14 protein-coding genes are annotated in these 14628 nt (G+C 46.9%); 4 read left to right on the top strand and 10 right to left on the bottom strand.

The features are described 5' to 3' along the window. Position 1: 1 nt before the first annotated feature. The 10 genes from DLM76_RS10270 to thrS form a co-directional block, all read right to left on the bottom strand. Positions 2-1075, bottom strand: a complete 1074-nt coding sequence (locus tag DLM76_RS10270) for a protein-glutamate methylesterase/protein-glutamine glutaminase (protein WP_118955431.1) — start codon at positions 1073-1075, stop codon at positions 2-4. A gap of 5 nt (positions 1076-1080) precedes the next feature. Continuing rightward, positions 1081-4326, bottom strand: coding sequence for a chemotaxis protein CheW (locus tag DLM76_RS10265; RefSeq protein WP_118965142.1), 3246 nt, complete (start codon positions 4324-4326; stop codon positions 1081-1083). Beyond that, the gene (locus DLM76_RS10260) at positions 4326-4820 is read right to left on the bottom strand and encodes a chemotaxis protein CheW (RefSeq protein ID WP_118955433.1); all 495 of its coding nucleotides are present in this window, start codon (positions 4818-4820) and stop codon (positions 4326-4328) included. The genes DLM76_RS10265 and DLM76_RS10260 overlap by 1 nt, the downstream gene beginning before the upstream one ends. Before the next feature lie 149 nt (positions 4821-4969). Continuing rightward, a complete protein-coding gene (locus DLM76_RS10255; RefSeq protein WP_118965141.1) occupies positions 4970-5500 on the bottom strand; it encodes a 5-formyltetrahydrofolate cyclo-ligase in 531 nt (176 codons plus the stop codon). A 40-nt stretch (positions 5501-5540) separates the two neighbouring features. After that, positions 5541-5855 (bottom strand): cell division protein ZapA, encoded by a 315-nt coding sequence (locus tag DLM76_RS10250; RefSeq protein ID WP_118955435.1) that lies wholly within the window; start codon positions 5853-5855, stop codon positions 5541-5543. A gap of 10 nt (positions 5856-5865) precedes the next feature. Beyond that, positions 5866-6531, bottom strand: coding sequence for a coiled-coil domain-containing protein (locus DLM76_RS10245; protein ID WP_118965140.1), 666 nt, complete (start codon positions 6529-6531; stop codon positions 5866-5868). Positions 6532-6620: 89 nt separating this feature from the next. Next, complete coding sequence (gene rplT, locus DLM76_RS10240) at positions 6621-6974, bottom strand: 50S ribosomal protein L20 (RefSeq protein WP_002726297.1); 354 nt, start codon at positions 6972-6974, stop codon at positions 6621-6623. Beyond that, on the bottom strand, positions 6974-7177 hold the full coding sequence (gene rpmI / locus DLM76_RS10235) for a 50S ribosomal protein L35 (protein WP_002765180.1): 204 nt from the start codon (positions 7175-7177) through the stop codon (positions 6974-6976). The genes rplT and rpmI overlap by 1 nt, the downstream gene beginning before the upstream one ends. Before the next feature lie 31 nt (positions 7178-7208). Continuing rightward, entirely contained in the window at positions 7209-7748 is a 540-nt protein-coding gene (infC, locus tag DLM76_RS10230) for a translation initiation factor IF-3 (protein ID WP_118955437.1), read from the bottom strand. Positions 7749-8181: 433 nt separating this feature from the next. Further along, a complete protein-coding gene (gene thrS / locus DLM76_RS10220) occupies positions 8182-10098 on the bottom strand; it encodes a threonine--tRNA ligase (protein ID WP_118955439.1) in 1917 nt (638 codons plus the stop codon). 133 nt (positions 10099-10231) lie between these two features. On the opposite strand from thrS, the gene carA reads away from it, so the two are divergent. The 4 genes from carA (at position 10232) to DLM76_RS10200 (ending at position 14586) form a co-directional block, all read left to right on the top strand. Next, on the top strand, positions 10232-11323 hold the full coding sequence (carA, locus tag DLM76_RS10215; protein WP_118965139.1) for a glutamine-hydrolyzing carbamoyl-phosphate synthase small subunit: 1092 nt from the start codon (positions 10232-10234) through the stop codon (positions 11321-11323). Between the two features lie 2 nt (positions 11324-11325). Beyond that, a complete protein-coding gene (locus DLM76_RS10210) occupies positions 11326-11514 on the top strand; it encodes a hypothetical protein (protein ID WP_118955441.1) in 189 nt (62 codons plus the stop codon). Between the two features lie 277 nt (positions 11515-11791). Continuing rightward, positions 11792-13342 carry a tetratricopeptide repeat protein gene (locus DLM76_RS10205; protein ID WP_118965138.1) on the top strand — a complete coding sequence of 517 codons (1551 nt, stop codon included), beginning with the start codon at positions 11792-11794 and terminating at the stop codon, positions 13340-13342. A gap of 389 nt (positions 13343-13731) precedes the next feature. Continuing rightward, entirely contained in the window at positions 13732-14586 is an 855-nt protein-coding gene (locus tag DLM76_RS10200) for a hypothetical protein (RefSeq protein WP_167450752.1), read from the top strand. Positions 14587-14628: the final 42 nt, after the last annotated feature.

Genomic DNA, 14628 nt, shown 5'->3' with positions numbered 1-14628 from the left:
ATTAAATTCCTCTCTCTTTCAAAATGATTTGGATCCTATTGATGATTTCAGTCACAGGCTCGATATATTCGACGCCTCCCATTTCAACGGCCTGACGGTTCATTCCATAAATTACGGAAGATTGTTCGTCCTGTGCGATCGTGGAACCGCCGGCTTCTTTCACTTTTACCATAGCCGCCGAGCCGTCCTTTCCCATGCCGGTCATAATCACGCCGACTATTCCGCTCTTGTATTCTTCGATCGCGCTGTTTAGGAGAACTTCAATGGAAGGTCTGTGTCCATTTACGGGAGCTTCCCTGTTCAGGGCAATCCATTTCCTCCCGCCGCGAGATTGAATGGAAAGATGCGCGTCTCCGGGAGCGACGTAGCCCGTATTCGGTTCGATCGGTTCTCCGTCTTCTGCTTCCTTCACTCGAATTTTGGAATGTTCGTTGAGTCTCATCGCGAACGCTTTCGTAAAACCTGCGGGCATATGTTGCACGACTAGTATCGGCAAAGAAATGTCCGCGGGGACTCTGGAAAAAACTTCCTGCAACGCTCTCGGTCCGCCGGTGGAAGTGCCGATGCAGATCACTTGCACGGGAGATTTTTTCGCCTGCGCTTCGCCGGAAGGAACGGTAGTCACGGGAACTTTTTTTAATGCGACAATGGAAGGAATTTTTACGCGGCTTTCGAAATACGCGAGAATCTTGGACTTGAGAATGTTTCCGATCTCTTCCGGATCGAATTGAAACGCGCTCGAAGGTTTGGGAACGAAGTCGATCGCGCCGTATTCCAAAGCTTTGAACGTGGCCTCGGCTCCGTTTTGAGTCAGAACCGAAAGCATGATGACCGGAATTCCCATCTTCTTTTTTTGAAGCTCGTGCAAGGCCGTAAGACCGTCCATCACCGGCATTTCCACGTCGAGGATGATGACGTCAGGATTCAATTTTTGAGCGAGCTCGATACAATCCACTCCGGTCTTACCGGTGGCTACGACGAGAATCTTGGAATCTTTTTGAATCTGATCGGAGATGATGTTTCTCACTAAAAGGGAATCATCCACGATGACCGCGCGAACCGGGTTGGGGACCATTTCCTTTAGAACCTCGGGATCAACTGAATCAGTTCGTCAAAGTCCGGAAGGAATAAAAGAACGCCGAGAAGATCGTTTCCTTCATGATTGAATTCGGTCAGCATACTTAAGAACTTCGTTCTCTCCGGTTTTACGACGTCCAACACCTGCATGAACGTTCCTTCTAAAAACTCGGGAACGGAAGGCATCACGCTCGCTTTCGCCTTGTTGGAAATCGAGTTCATCACCGAAGAACAAACGATATTGGAAATCTCGCTGAGAACGGACTTCGCATCGTCGGTCAAACCGGAACCGGGGGGCATATCCGAACCGAGAAGTTCTCTCGCGAGATTGCTCGCGTTTTCTCTGGAGAACATCATCAAAAGATTTCCGTTCAAATCCCCGTTCATGCGGATACGAAGACCGTAAAAGTGATCGTCCGAAAAACGAATTTCTTCCGCGAGACCGTCGCGGTCGTTCATGATGATTTCCGGAATAAAAAGATCGATATTCTTTTTCAAAAGCTGGGAAAGAACCATACCCGCGTTCATCATTCCCGTGTTGACTACGCTTTCGAGTTTTTTGATTTCCTCTTTGGAAAGGGCGCCTTTGAAGTCCTTCGCAGGACCGACGGACATCGTACGTTCCTTCTTTTGCGTCAGGAAGCTGTCGATGATCGACTTCGCCCGTTTTTGTTCCTCTTCGCTAGCGCTTTGATCCAACGCGATATCGGTGATATGCGAACGGTATTCCTCTTCCGACTTGGAAACGAACGGTTTACGCGGAGCGGATGGAGAATCCGAAAACGAAGTCACGGTCGGAGGCGGAGTAGCCTTCGGCGATTCCGGAATCACGGGTTCGCCAGCGGCAGGAAGTTGTCTTTCCTGAGGCGCTTTCATCTCCACGCTGAGAGCCGCCGCGAGTTCTTTTTCTTCGCGGATCATTTCCTCTTTGTCCACGACGATGCGTTTCGTATCGCGTGCGCGTTCCGTCTTTTTCTTTTTCAGACGTTCGCGGTTCGTGATCTCGTGCAGTTTGTGATTGTAGACGTTCGTAGGATTCGTCGTTTTCTGAACGTAAAGTTCTTCTTCGCGGTCCGCGGAATGAATCGAACTGATTCTCCGCATCGTTTCGAGATGATAACGAACGACTGTGTCCGTGTCTTCGAGTTCCGACGCGATCTCGACGATTCCGGGAATGTCCAAAACCATAATGATGGTTCCGTCTCCCATGATGGAAGCTCCGGTGAGACCGTGGATGTTTTTGAAATTCTTTTCGAGAGACTTGATGACGGTCTCGTGTTTGCCCACGAGTTCATCGACCATAAAGCCGATCTTGCGTCCCTTGTATTGAACGATGACGACCGGAAATTCTTCTCGATCGGTTTTGTCCTGAAGACCGATGATACGGTTGAGTCTGTAGATCGGAAGAACCTCTCCTCTGAGGTTGATGATTTCGTTTCCTTCGAGAGTGGTGATCTGATCGTTGTGAATCTTGATCGTCTCGTTGACTTCGGAAAGAGGGAACGCATACACTTCCTCTTCCATAAGAACGAGGATGGAAGGGATGATCGCAAGAGCTTGCGGAAAGGAAAGAACAAAGGAAGTCCCCTGACCTTTCGTGCTGTTGATCAAAATCTTTCCTTTGAATTCCTGGATGAGATTGTTCACGACGTTCATGCCCACGCCGCGGCCGGAAATATCCGTGATCGTATCGGCGGTGGAAAATCCCGCTTGGAAAATGAACTGATAGATTTCCTGCTCGGTGAGATTGGAAGCTTCGGTCGCGGAAACGAGTCCCTTCTCGATCGCTTTGCGGAGAATTTTTTCCGCATCCAAACCGCGACCGTCGTCGCGGATCTCTACCATGATATTGCTTCCGCCTTGGTAAGAATTCAATTCCACAGTTCCGGTTTCCGATTTTCCCGCGGCGACACGTTCGGACGGAGTTTCGATTCCGTGATCCACGGAGTTGCGGATCAAATGAAGAAGCGGCTCTCCGAGAGCATCGATGACTTTTTTGTCGAGTTCGGTGGATTCTCCGCTGAGAATCAAGTTCACTTTCTTGCCGGTTTCGAGCGAAAGGTCGCGCACCAAACGCGAGAATCTGCGGAACACCGTGGAGATCTGAACCATTCGGATGTTCATGATTCCGGATTGAAGTTCTTTCGAGATTCGGTTGATGAGATCGATTCTGGATTTGAGATCGTTGAAGAGCTGATCCTCGCCGAAGATGCGGATCAAATCGTCGTAGATTCTTTGAAAGCCTGAATTCGTGATGATCAACTCGCCCACGTTGTTCATGAGCTGATCGAGTTTATCGGAGGATACTTTAATACTTTTTAATGTGACCTTGGATTCGGACGCGGCCATGTCGTCGTCCATCTTGAATCCGGTCGCCGCGACTTCTTCCTGAACTACCGGAATGTATTCCTGAATGTCGAGGGTTTCCACCATATCGACGTTAGCCGCCGTGCGGATCTGCTCCAAAGATTCGGAAGAAAGAAACAAAAGCGTGATGGAAGTGACGTCGACTCCCTTTTCCAATTCCTCGAGATCGGGAATGGATTTATAAACGACTCCTAAATTTTTTAAGTTCTGAAGAATCAAGGAAAAACGAAGACCCTTCATCGGAGAATCTTTTCCAAGACTTACGGAGATCTTCAGACATTTTCCGGACTTGCGGATTTCTTCTTCGAGTTCGCGAACCTCGTCCGCTTCCAGACGAATCTCCAAACCGCCCGATACGGAAGGACGAGGCGCAGCGCTCAGCGCAGGAGAAGAAGTTGGAGCCGCCGCTTGAGATGCGGGGGCGGCTTCTGCGGGTTTTGCGGCCGGCGCGGAAGTCGGAGCGGGAGCGGAACCTGCAACGCCGGAAAAAGAAGAAGGATCTTTTTCATACGCATCCAGCTTTTGAATCATCTCCGTAAACGGAGTATCGATCTTTTTTCCTTGGCTTACGTTGGCGATCACGTATTTGATTAAATCGAAACATTGAAACAGAAGATTGACGAGAGGAAGTTTGACTTCGAGTTTTCCGTCTCTCGTCAACTGAAGAAGATTCTCCATCTTATGAGCGAGATCGGAAAGATTGTATAAGCCGACAAAGGCCGCGGAACTTTTGAGCGAGTGCGCCGCGCGAAAGATATCGTTGATGATCGAAAGGTTTTTGTGATCCGCTTCGAGACGAAGAAGGTTCGCGTTCAGTTCTTCGATCTGATCTTCGGACTCTTCCAAAAAGAGTTCGGTGTATTCTCCAAGAATTCCAGCCATTACGCGACCTCCTGTTCGAAGTTGATCAGGACGGATAGGTTTAAGTTAAGAATCAAGGTTTCCTCCGCCTGGCTGACAGATTCTATCAAAGAACTGTAATTGAGAGTAAGGTCGTCGGTGGCCTTGCTGATTTTGTCGAATTGAATTTTCACCACTTGCTTTACCGTATCGACGAGAATTCCCGCGCGTTTTTCTTCATGAACGACGACGATGATTCTCGTGGACGGAATGATCTCGCTGTATCCGATTCCGAAAACCTGCTTTAGATCTAATATCGGAATGATCTCTCCTCGGAGATTAATCACCCCGAGAATATAATCGTCTCCGTTCGGAATTCTCGTGATCGGAACCGGCTTCAGAATTTCGTGGATTTTCAGGATATCGATTCCGAAGATCTCATCCTCGACGTTGAAGGTAAGATATTCCTTTTGAGAGTCCGTCGTCTTATCCGCTTCTAAGGATTCAAGATATTGTCTATTATCGAATGAGGCCATGATTGTATACCCGAGGGTCTCCGTTAAAATCCAGGATCAATATATAAAACAGATTGCGATTTGTTTTTCAAGAACAATCGAAAGAAAGCATTCGCGAAACCTAAAAATTCTTACTCTATTTATCGAATAGACAGTATTTTACCGCTTTTTCAGACGATTTGATAGATTTTTTTCTCCGTAATGACGGTCCCTACTCTTATGTCGTGATCTTCCTTTGCAAAGCTCGCCGGAAAGAGTTCTTCGTAGGTAAGGCCGATCAATTTATTCGGACTTACGTCGTACAAGGTTCTGTCATAAAAGCCCGCGCCCCGTCCCAAACGAAAACCGAGTTCGTCGTAGCCCAAAGCGGGAACGACAATCCATTCCGCGTCGTGAAAATTTAAGGTCTTTGTTCCTTTCGGTTCGGAAATTCCGAACGGACCCGATTCCCAGGATTCGGGAAGAATGAATTCGAGCTTTTCTCCGGTCATTTTTGGGAAATAAATTTCCTTGCCGGAATCGTTCCAACCCAAGGCTTTCGGGTCCACCTTTACTTCCCATTTATCGGGTGCGTAGGCGATGATCCTGTGTGCGCCCGCCGTAATTTCCGCTAAGAATCGGAGAATGGCTCGGTCTTTGATTTCTCTTTCTTCCAAAAGAGTAAGAAGGGTTCGAAGTGCGTTTCTAGATTGAAGTTTCAAGGAGCGTTACTAAAGGAATCAAATTCATACGAAAGAAGAATCACAGGTCTCCAATGATTCCTTCTTCCAACATCGTGATCAACTTGCGGGTTTTTTCTTCGATCTCGCCGGTTCCGGGAGAAGCGGAAGGTGTCGTTTCACTTTTGATTTCTTTCGCTTGATTCAATTCGTCCGCGAAGTTCAGCGCGGCTAAGATGGCTAATTTTTGCCGGGATGCGCCGGGCATTCCGGCTCCGAGTTCTCTGAGCTTTCGATCCACGTCTTCCGCAAGGGAATAAATATAGTCTTCTCCCGTTTCGCTGAGGATCGTATATTCCTCTCCGAGAATTCTGACTTTTACCCTGCGTGGGTCCAATCAAACAACCTCAGGACTTAGGATCGTCTTCGATGATCAGAAAGTCGTCGTCTTCATCCGCGTCGAATACGCTGATCGCGTCGTCATCGTCTTCGATGATGATATCGTCGTCATCGCTTTCGGTCAGAGGACTGAATTCTTCCGCGGTTTCGTCTTCGGAAATTTCGATGATGTCTTCGTCTTTTTCGGGAACTTCTGTAATGAGGGAAATATCGTCGTCTTCTTCGTCGAGAAGAATGATTTCGTCGTCTTCGCCGAATTCCTCTTCTGCGGAAGCGGTTTCTTTAACGACGTTAGACGCCGCGGCGGTAGTTGCCGCTGCTGCCGCCGGAGCCGCGCTCGAAGCGGTAGAAGAAGAAGGGGCCGAAGATGCAGTTGCTCCGCCGCCTTGCGGAAGAGAATCCAATCTTCCGAGGAGTTGATTGATCTTTCCTTCGAGTTTTTGTTCTCTTTCTTTGAGTTCGGTAAGTTCTGCGTTCGTTTTTTGCAGTTGAGCGCGGAGAGAAGAAAGTTCTTTTTCCTTTTCTTCCATCGCCAGTTTCATCTGGTCGTTTTCGGCTCTCAGAGTTTCGTTTTCGGATTCTAAGCGACCATTTTCAGCGCGAAGATCACCGATCAGTTCAAGGGCTTTAATGACCTTGCTTTCTAATTCTTCAATGGTCTCCATAGTAAGCATAACCTGATTCTCCTTAAAAAACGATTCTCTGAAAACAGAAAAAGCCCTGTAAACTTACAGGGCCGCCGATTTTGGTCAAGCTGGATTGATTATCCGGCTACTTTGATCTTTTCGACCAGGGCGTTGAAAACTTCCCGATCGTTAAAAGCCAGCTCTGCAAGGGACTTACGATCCATGTTGATCCCTAATTTCTTAAGAGAATTCATGAATACGGAATAAGACAAACCATTTTCTCTTGCAGCGGCGTTAATTCTGATGATCCAAAGTTTACGAAAATCTCTTTTCTTCGCTCTACGATCGCGGTATGCCCACTGGCCCGCTTTCATTACCGCACTTTTTGCCGTTCTGTAAAGTTTAGAACGGGCTCCGCGGAATCCTTTTGCGTCTTTTAAGACTCTTCTTCTTCTATTTTTGTGGATTGTTCCGTTGACCGCTCTAGGCATTATCGTACTCCATAAGGCATTAATCTGACGATGGATTTCCAGTCAGAGTTATTGACCAAGGTCAAACCGCGAAGACGTCTTCTGCGTTTCGGTCCCTTTTTGGTCAAGATGTGACGGGTATTCATACTCTTGCGTTTGATTTTGTTGTTCTTCGTGAACTTGAAACGCTTTGCAGCGGCTCTGTTCGTTTTCAACTTTGGCATCTTACTCTACCTTCGATCCTATTTCCGGAAATTATTTCGGATTAATAATTACTACGATCTGTTTTCCGTCCTGAACCGGGTCCCTTTCCGCAGTGCCGTGTTCTTTCAGGTCTTCGATCATTCTATATACGACTTTCATCCCGAGGTCGGAGTGCATCATCTCTCTACCGCGGAACCGGAGACTGACTTTTACTTTGTCTCCCTTTCCAAGAAACTCTTGCGCGTGTTTCTTTTTGATTTCGTAATCATGGCTTTCGATTCGAGGACGAATCTTAATTTCTTTAACGTTGATTACGTGTTGTTTCTTTTTAGCCTCTTTACTCTTTTTGAGTAACTCGAATTTATACTTACCGTAGTCGATGATCTTACAAACGTGAAGTTCCTGATCCGCCGATACTTCCACGAGATCCAGGTTTTCTTCTTTTGCTTTTCTGAGAGCTTCTTCAAAAGGAACGATCGCCACTCCGTCGTCCGATACTAAACGGACTCTAGAAACGCCCGTGATCTTCTCATTGATCCTGTGATTAAAAAGTTTATCCGTTGCTGACTTTTGACTCGGTTTCCTCTGCATTCATTCTCCGGCTAGATTTCCAAGATTTTATTCTTAGGCCTGTTTTCAAGCGATTTTTGACTCTATTTCCCTGGAATCGGCCTTTATTTCAAGCGGATTTTAGAAAGAAGATCCTTTGAACCGAATCCAACGGAAGTTCCGACAATTTTGTCGTAAAACTTGCGCGCCCCACCCCGATTTCGGGTGGGGGGTGGGTGGCGGGAATTCTCCGGGAACTTTCCTTTATCAGAAAAATCTCACGTCCGCCATCGAAAAAGGGGGTTCTTGTCGGAACCTTGGTTTTTTTTCGAAAAACGACGCGTGTGGGAACTCCTTCCCCTTTTGTAACTCGAAACGATGCTTATAGAAAACGCAGGAGTTCCCACAAATCCAAAGTTCAACTGGGGAAATTCCCCAGTTGAACGACAATATCTTCCTACATTCTCGAAAAAAATCAGCCTACTTTGATTTCGTCCTGGAGATTAGAAATAAAACCGGCGCGGGTCAAGGTCTTCGTGTCTTCTTGACCGAGCTTTCTTACCGCGAGAGTTCCGGACTCCATTTCCTTTTCACCGAGAACCAAAAGATAATTCGCCTTTTTCAGGATAGAATCACGGATCTTGGCGCCGATCTTTTCGTTTCTCGTGTCCATCTCCACCCGGAAACCGGCTCCGACTAACTCGCGATAAACGTCCTTCGCGTAGTCGGTGACTTTTTCGGTCACGGTGAGAATTCTCACCTGGTTGGGAGAAATCCAAAGAGGAAATTTTCCCTCATAGTGTTCGATGAGAATTCCGATGAACCGCTCCAAGGACCCGTAGATCGCTCTGTGAATCATGACCGGTCTTTTTTTCTGACCGTCGCTGTCGGTATAATCCAACTCGAATCTTTCCGGCATGGAGAAATCCACTTGGATCGTTCCGCACTGCCAAAGTCTTCCGATGGAATCCTTGATGTTGAATTCGATCTTCGGTCCGTAGAACGCGCCTTCTCCTTCTTTGATTCCGTACGGAATTCCCTTTTTTTCGAGGGATTGTTTCAAGGTGTTCGTGGCAAATTCCCAGTCTTCGTCCTTCCCTTGGGATTTTTCCGGACGAGTCGCGATGAAAGTTTTGAATTCGGAAAATCCGAATTTCTTATATACGGTAAACGTAAAGTCGATGATGTCCATCACCTCGGACTCGAGATGATCCAACGGAGCGTAGATATGAGAATCGTCCTGCGTGAACGCTCTTACTCGGAAAAGTCCGTGAAGAACACCGTGCAATTCGTGACGATGCACGCTTCCGAATTCCGCGAACCGAAGAGGCAACTCGCGATACGAATGCAGGTGATGTTTATAAATCAAAGAACATCCAGGACAGTTCATCGGCTTGAGAGCGTAATCCTCTTCGTCGATGTCCGTGAAATACATGTTCTCGTGAAAGTTATCCCAGTGACCCGACTTCTTCCAAAGCTCTGAAGAAAGAACCGCGGGAGTTTTGATCTCCTGATATCCGCGCTTGTTGCACTCGGATCGAAGATAATCCGCGAGCGAATTCCAGAGGATCGTTCCTTTCGGATGCCAGAACGGAAATCCGGGTCCTTCTTTTTGAAAGGAGAATAGATCCATTTCTTTTCCGATCTTTCTATGATCTCTTTTTTTCGCTTCTTCGATTTGAAAGAGATACGCATCCAATTCTTTTTTGGTCGGGAAAGCGACTCCGTAAATGCGCGTAAGCATCGCGTTGTCTTTGTCCGCTTTCCAATACGCGCCCGAGATCGCGGTTAGTTTAAAAGATTTTAATACTCCCGAATTCGGAACGTGTGGTCCTCGGCAAAGATCGAACCATTCTCCCATTCCATAGATGGAAACTTCTTCGCTCGGAATTCCTCCGATGATTTCGATCTTATATTTCTCTCCGAGTTTTTGGAACGTCTCGATCGCTTCTTTTTTAGGAACGACCTTTCTCCAAACGTGATGATCCGCCTTTACGATCTTCTCCATTTCGGCTTCGATCTTCGGAAAATCTTCGGGAGTTACGATCGCACCTTGAAAATCGATGTCGTAATAAAAAAATCCGGGACCGTTTTCAATGACCGGACCCACGGTGAGATTCGCGTTCTTGTATAAATTCTGAACCGCCATTCCGAGCAAGTGCGCCGCGGAATGCTGGAACGTTTCCCATCCCGCTTTTTCGGAATAAGTCAACACTTCTATGTTTGCATCGGCTTCCACCGTTCGGGATAAGTCCTGGATATCCGTGCCGTTCAGACGTACGGCGAGAGCCTTGTTTTTTAAGAAGGGTAATTCTTTTTCGATGAAGTCGCGGTAAGTGGAACCTTGTGCGACTTCCTTAACGGATTTGTCCGGCAACGTAAGCCTATGCATATCTTATTCTATCCAGGAACGAATTTGGGTTTTCCCCTTTCCATTCGCGAAAATCGGACATATTTTTCAACCGATTTGCATTTGCGGGGGAAAAACCTTGACTGTGCCCTCCCCCCTATCGACGCTGTAGGAGATGAAAGCGTTTCTGGTTCTCGACAACGGCACGATCATAGAAGGAGAATCTTTCGGCTACGAAACGGACTCCGTCGGCGAGGTTGTCTTCAATACTTCCATGGCGGGTTATCAAGAAATTCTCACCGACCCTTCCTACTGCAATCAAATCATAACGTTGACCTACCCGATGATCGGGAACTACGGAATCCATCCGAACAACATGGAATCCGCAAAAATCCAAGCGAGCGGATTGATCGTAAAAGAATATGTGGACCGTCCTTCGAACTTTCGTTCCGAAAAGACGCTTTCCCAATTTTTAAAAGAATATAAAATCCCGGCCATCCAGGGGATAGATACCCGCAAGCTGACGCGTTACATCCGAACCAACGGTTCTCCGAACGGCGGAATCTTTGTGGCTCCGGAATATTCTCCTCAGTTTCTGGAGAAGGTGAAGTCCTTTCCGGGAATCATCAACGCGGATCTTGCAAAAGTCGTAACGACTTCTTCGAAATACATCTTCGGAACTCATACCGGAAAAAAATTCAAACTCGCCGTGTATGATTACGGCGTGAAGACGAACATTCTTCGTTTGTTGGACGCAAGCGGATTTGCGGTAACGGTTTATCCCGCGCAGACTCCTGCGGAAGAAATCATGAAGGAAGGAACGGACGCATTCTTTCTTTCCAACGGCCCCGGAGATCCGGCGCCTCTCGATTACGCGATCGACGCAACCCGTAAGATTATGGAAAAAGGATATCCTCTTTTCGGAATCTGTCTCGGTCATCAGATCATCGGACTTTCACTCGGTAAAAAAACCGAGAAGATGAAGTTTGGTCATCGCGGCGGAAACCAACCGGTTAAGAATTTGTCCACCGGACAGGTGGAGATTACTTCGCAAAACCACGGTTTTGCGGTGATCGACGATCAAAAGTCGGACGAACCCGTTTCCTTTTTGAATCTGAACGACGACACCGTAGAAGGGATTTTAAAATCCGGTTATCCATTGTTGACCGTTCAGTATCACCCTGAAAGCGCGCCGGGTCCGAACGATTCCCGTTATTTATTTCAAAAGTTTTACGATCTCGTTGAGTCTACAAAAAGAGGCAAATAAGAATGGCTGAATTTCCGCAACTTCCCGATAGAGTTTTTGGTATTCCTGTTGGAAAAGATTTTTCCATGGAAGCACTCGTAAAAGACGTATGGAATCCCGAAACGGACGACCTCTTCCCTCCTAAGAATTTTTTAGGCATCGGTTACGGCGTAAACTTTTACGCGATCGCTAGAAAAACCGGGCTCCTTTAATCCACTGCAAAACGTCGGGGTTGTCGGAGTTCCGACAGCTCTGCGAGGGAAATTTCTTCTTGAGAAAATTATGTTTTTCTGATAGAGGGGATTTGTTCGATTCTTTCCCACCACCTCACCCCCCACCCAAAACAGGGCGGGGCCGTTCGGTTTTACAAAAAAATTGTCGGAACAACGACCGGACGTTTATAATCTAAAGTTTTTTTAATCCACTGTAGTCATTTATAAATCGAATAGAAAATCTCCCGACAATCGAGTATGATTCCCTTCGCACCTTATGAATGAAAATCATACGATTCTCAACCTTCCTCAAGACCTCATCGAAGATTTGTCGACCGGAAGAAGAATTTCAACGGGACAAGGCTGGTTCGATCTTGCTTCCATCGGGGAAGTTCATTATAATTCCGTAAAGATCGGACCGTTTAAAGCGGACGAAAGAGGACAATACTATACGAATTCCGTCGGTCTCATCCAGGATTCGGAAGAATATGGAGAAGATCCCGAAATTCTCGTTTGGCTTCCCCGGCTTTCACTCTACGGGACTTGGGATTCCAGCCACGACGAACTTCATATTTTTCCCAATTCCACCTGGACGGAAATGAAATCCGATTTGGTTCCGTTTATCGAAGCGCAATGGGGAAGCTACGAAGGAGAGAAAAAAATCGAATTTCTAACTTTGGAAAGCGCGGACGATCCTGCTTCCGCATTCGATTTTATACCTTATGATCTGGATAAAACGATCGATGAGCTTCCGGATGAGAAACTAAGCGAATTTTTGAATCAATACGAAACATCCGTTCTCCGTCATCGACACGTTTCCACTTTGGACAAAGCTTACTTCGCATTAGCAAAAGCGTATTTCCGTCTGGGAACAAAAAATCCCGGCCGAGAAAAAATCTGGAGGGAGAAATGCGTTCAGATTCTGAATTATTATCCGGAAAACGGATTTCATTTCGAAAGGGAAGGCGCGGAAATCTGCGTATGGGCCTCGGCCGAAACGGGACTTCAAATCTTTCGAAATCTTTTGGACAAGGATCAGAGACAACCGGAATACGCGGGCGGTGCAAGCCTTCTTTCCGCGTTTTTGATTCATTTTCCCGATCGGTGGGAATCCATATTAGAAATATCTAAAATTCCAAACTATACGGAAGCGGCGTTCCGCTCCCTCGAAACCGCCAAACGATGGGCCCTTACGGTCGTAAACGACGAACTCGCAGCGAAACTCAAACAACACCGAAAAGCGATGGAATGGATTTCCATACTCGTGTATGAAATCGGAGAAAGCATTCTCTCCGCCCCAAGCGGAACCTATTCCGAAGAGCAAGTCCATTCGATTCGACACAAGAAAGTGATCGATCGGCTGGCGAAGGGTTGGGAACACTTAAAGAAAAAAGAATATGCTCAAACGGAAGAATTACTTCGCTCCGTATTCTCCGATTATGCGGAGGACGCGGAAGCCTTATTCTTGGACGCAAGATTGCATTGGTTAAAAACCGGATCACCGGAAGAAGGAATCGGACGCGCGGAAAAAAATCTGCTGACCGCGGCCAAAGGCGATCCCGCCGGAAGAGGGAGACTCCACAATCTCATCGGATGCGCGTTAGACGAAATCGGAAAACTGGAAGAATCCATACCGGCATTTCGAAAAGCGGAAGAACTCTGCCCGCAAGAATCCATGTATACGGCCAATCTCGCGGAGATTTTTTGGAAACTGAAAGATACGCAACAAGCCGCAAGATATGCCCAAAAAGCTAAAAGCAAGGGAGATCGATCGCCGATCGTAGAGGAAATTTTTCAGGCAACCAGGACTAATCCGAAACAATCATAACGGAGGCATTCGTATGATCATGGGCAAACCGCTCAACGAAATGCCCTCTATGGATCGCACTCTGTGAGGTCCAATGAAATCAATGTTCCGGGTGTTCGATCGGAACAAACAAAATCGTAAAATCGAAGAACTCGATCCTTAATGAAAGATTCCTTTTCGTTCGTTCCGTCCTTTCTTTGTCCGGGAAATCTCGTGCCGTTTTACGAACGCTCTTTACGTTATAATCCGAACGGATCGAACTCGGATTGTGCTTTATGATTCTTGCAAGTAAATTGACCGCATCGATGATTCCAAAACGATTGTTAAAAATTTTTTACGACTAAAAATTTGGGAGCACGAATCGACACGGGATGATTTCAAATGCTATACGAGAAAAGCACAAGGCTACCATGAGAAAAATATTCCTTTTGACGATGATCTTTCTTTATTTCGCCTGCCTTTCTGTACCCAAATACGATGTTTCTCAGGAAATCCCGGAAATAAGCAAAAATCGAAACGCTAAAATGATTTCCGCTTTTTTCGGTTTGGACAACGCGCTTCCGTTCCGATCGATCGCCCTTTGGAGAAACGCTCCCGGTAAAGACGGAATGCCTTTGGTCTTCTCCCATGAGATCGATCCTGCAACTTTGGATATTTTGGATTTTCAAATCATCACGGCGAAGGGTGAAATCCTCACTCCGTCATTCGCCACCTTTGCACCCGCTTTGGAAGCGTTCGAACTGCGAACCGTCTTATTGATCGGAGAATTCGGAAATTTCCCCGAAAACGAACCGAGAGAGATTCGAATTATAGGCGAACTGAAAAGCCGCGACGGTCAAAATTTTTTCGGGCAAAAAGTCGCGGTAACTTCTCTGAACGAAGGGCCGTATATTAGTTATGCTGAATATTTCAATTTCGAACGTTCCTATCCTTACAACGAATCCGAACGCGGAAAGGACTGTCCCCGCACGGAAACAGCGGTCGTAGTAAGAACCGTTTGGGCCGGAGGCGTCAGGGCCACCGACGGACAAGAATTAGGTGATCGAGATTTGAAACGGTTTCGAATTCGGATGAAAGCGGGAAAAAAAACATGGTTCACTCATCCGTTTCGCATCGCCGACATCGACGATAACGACAACAATATCGATTTGTGTATTTCTGAAAAAGGGATCCCTACCGCTGTGGAAGTGGAGGCGAATACGGCCATCGACCCGAGGGGAGACGCGAACCCGTATACGGAAAAGGAAGTATTAAGTCGCTGGTGAAAAATCGATCCCGTCTTCGTCTTTCGATAGATTCAGATTCTA

Source organism: Leptospira yasudae (assembly GCF_003545925.1).
In the GTDB taxonomy this organism is placed as follows: domain Bacteria; phylum Spirochaetota; class Leptospiria; order Leptospirales; family Leptospiraceae; genus Leptospira; species Leptospira yasudae.
Note: the sequence above shows the minus strand (reverse complement) of the source record. Positions and strands in the feature narration are given on the sequence as shown.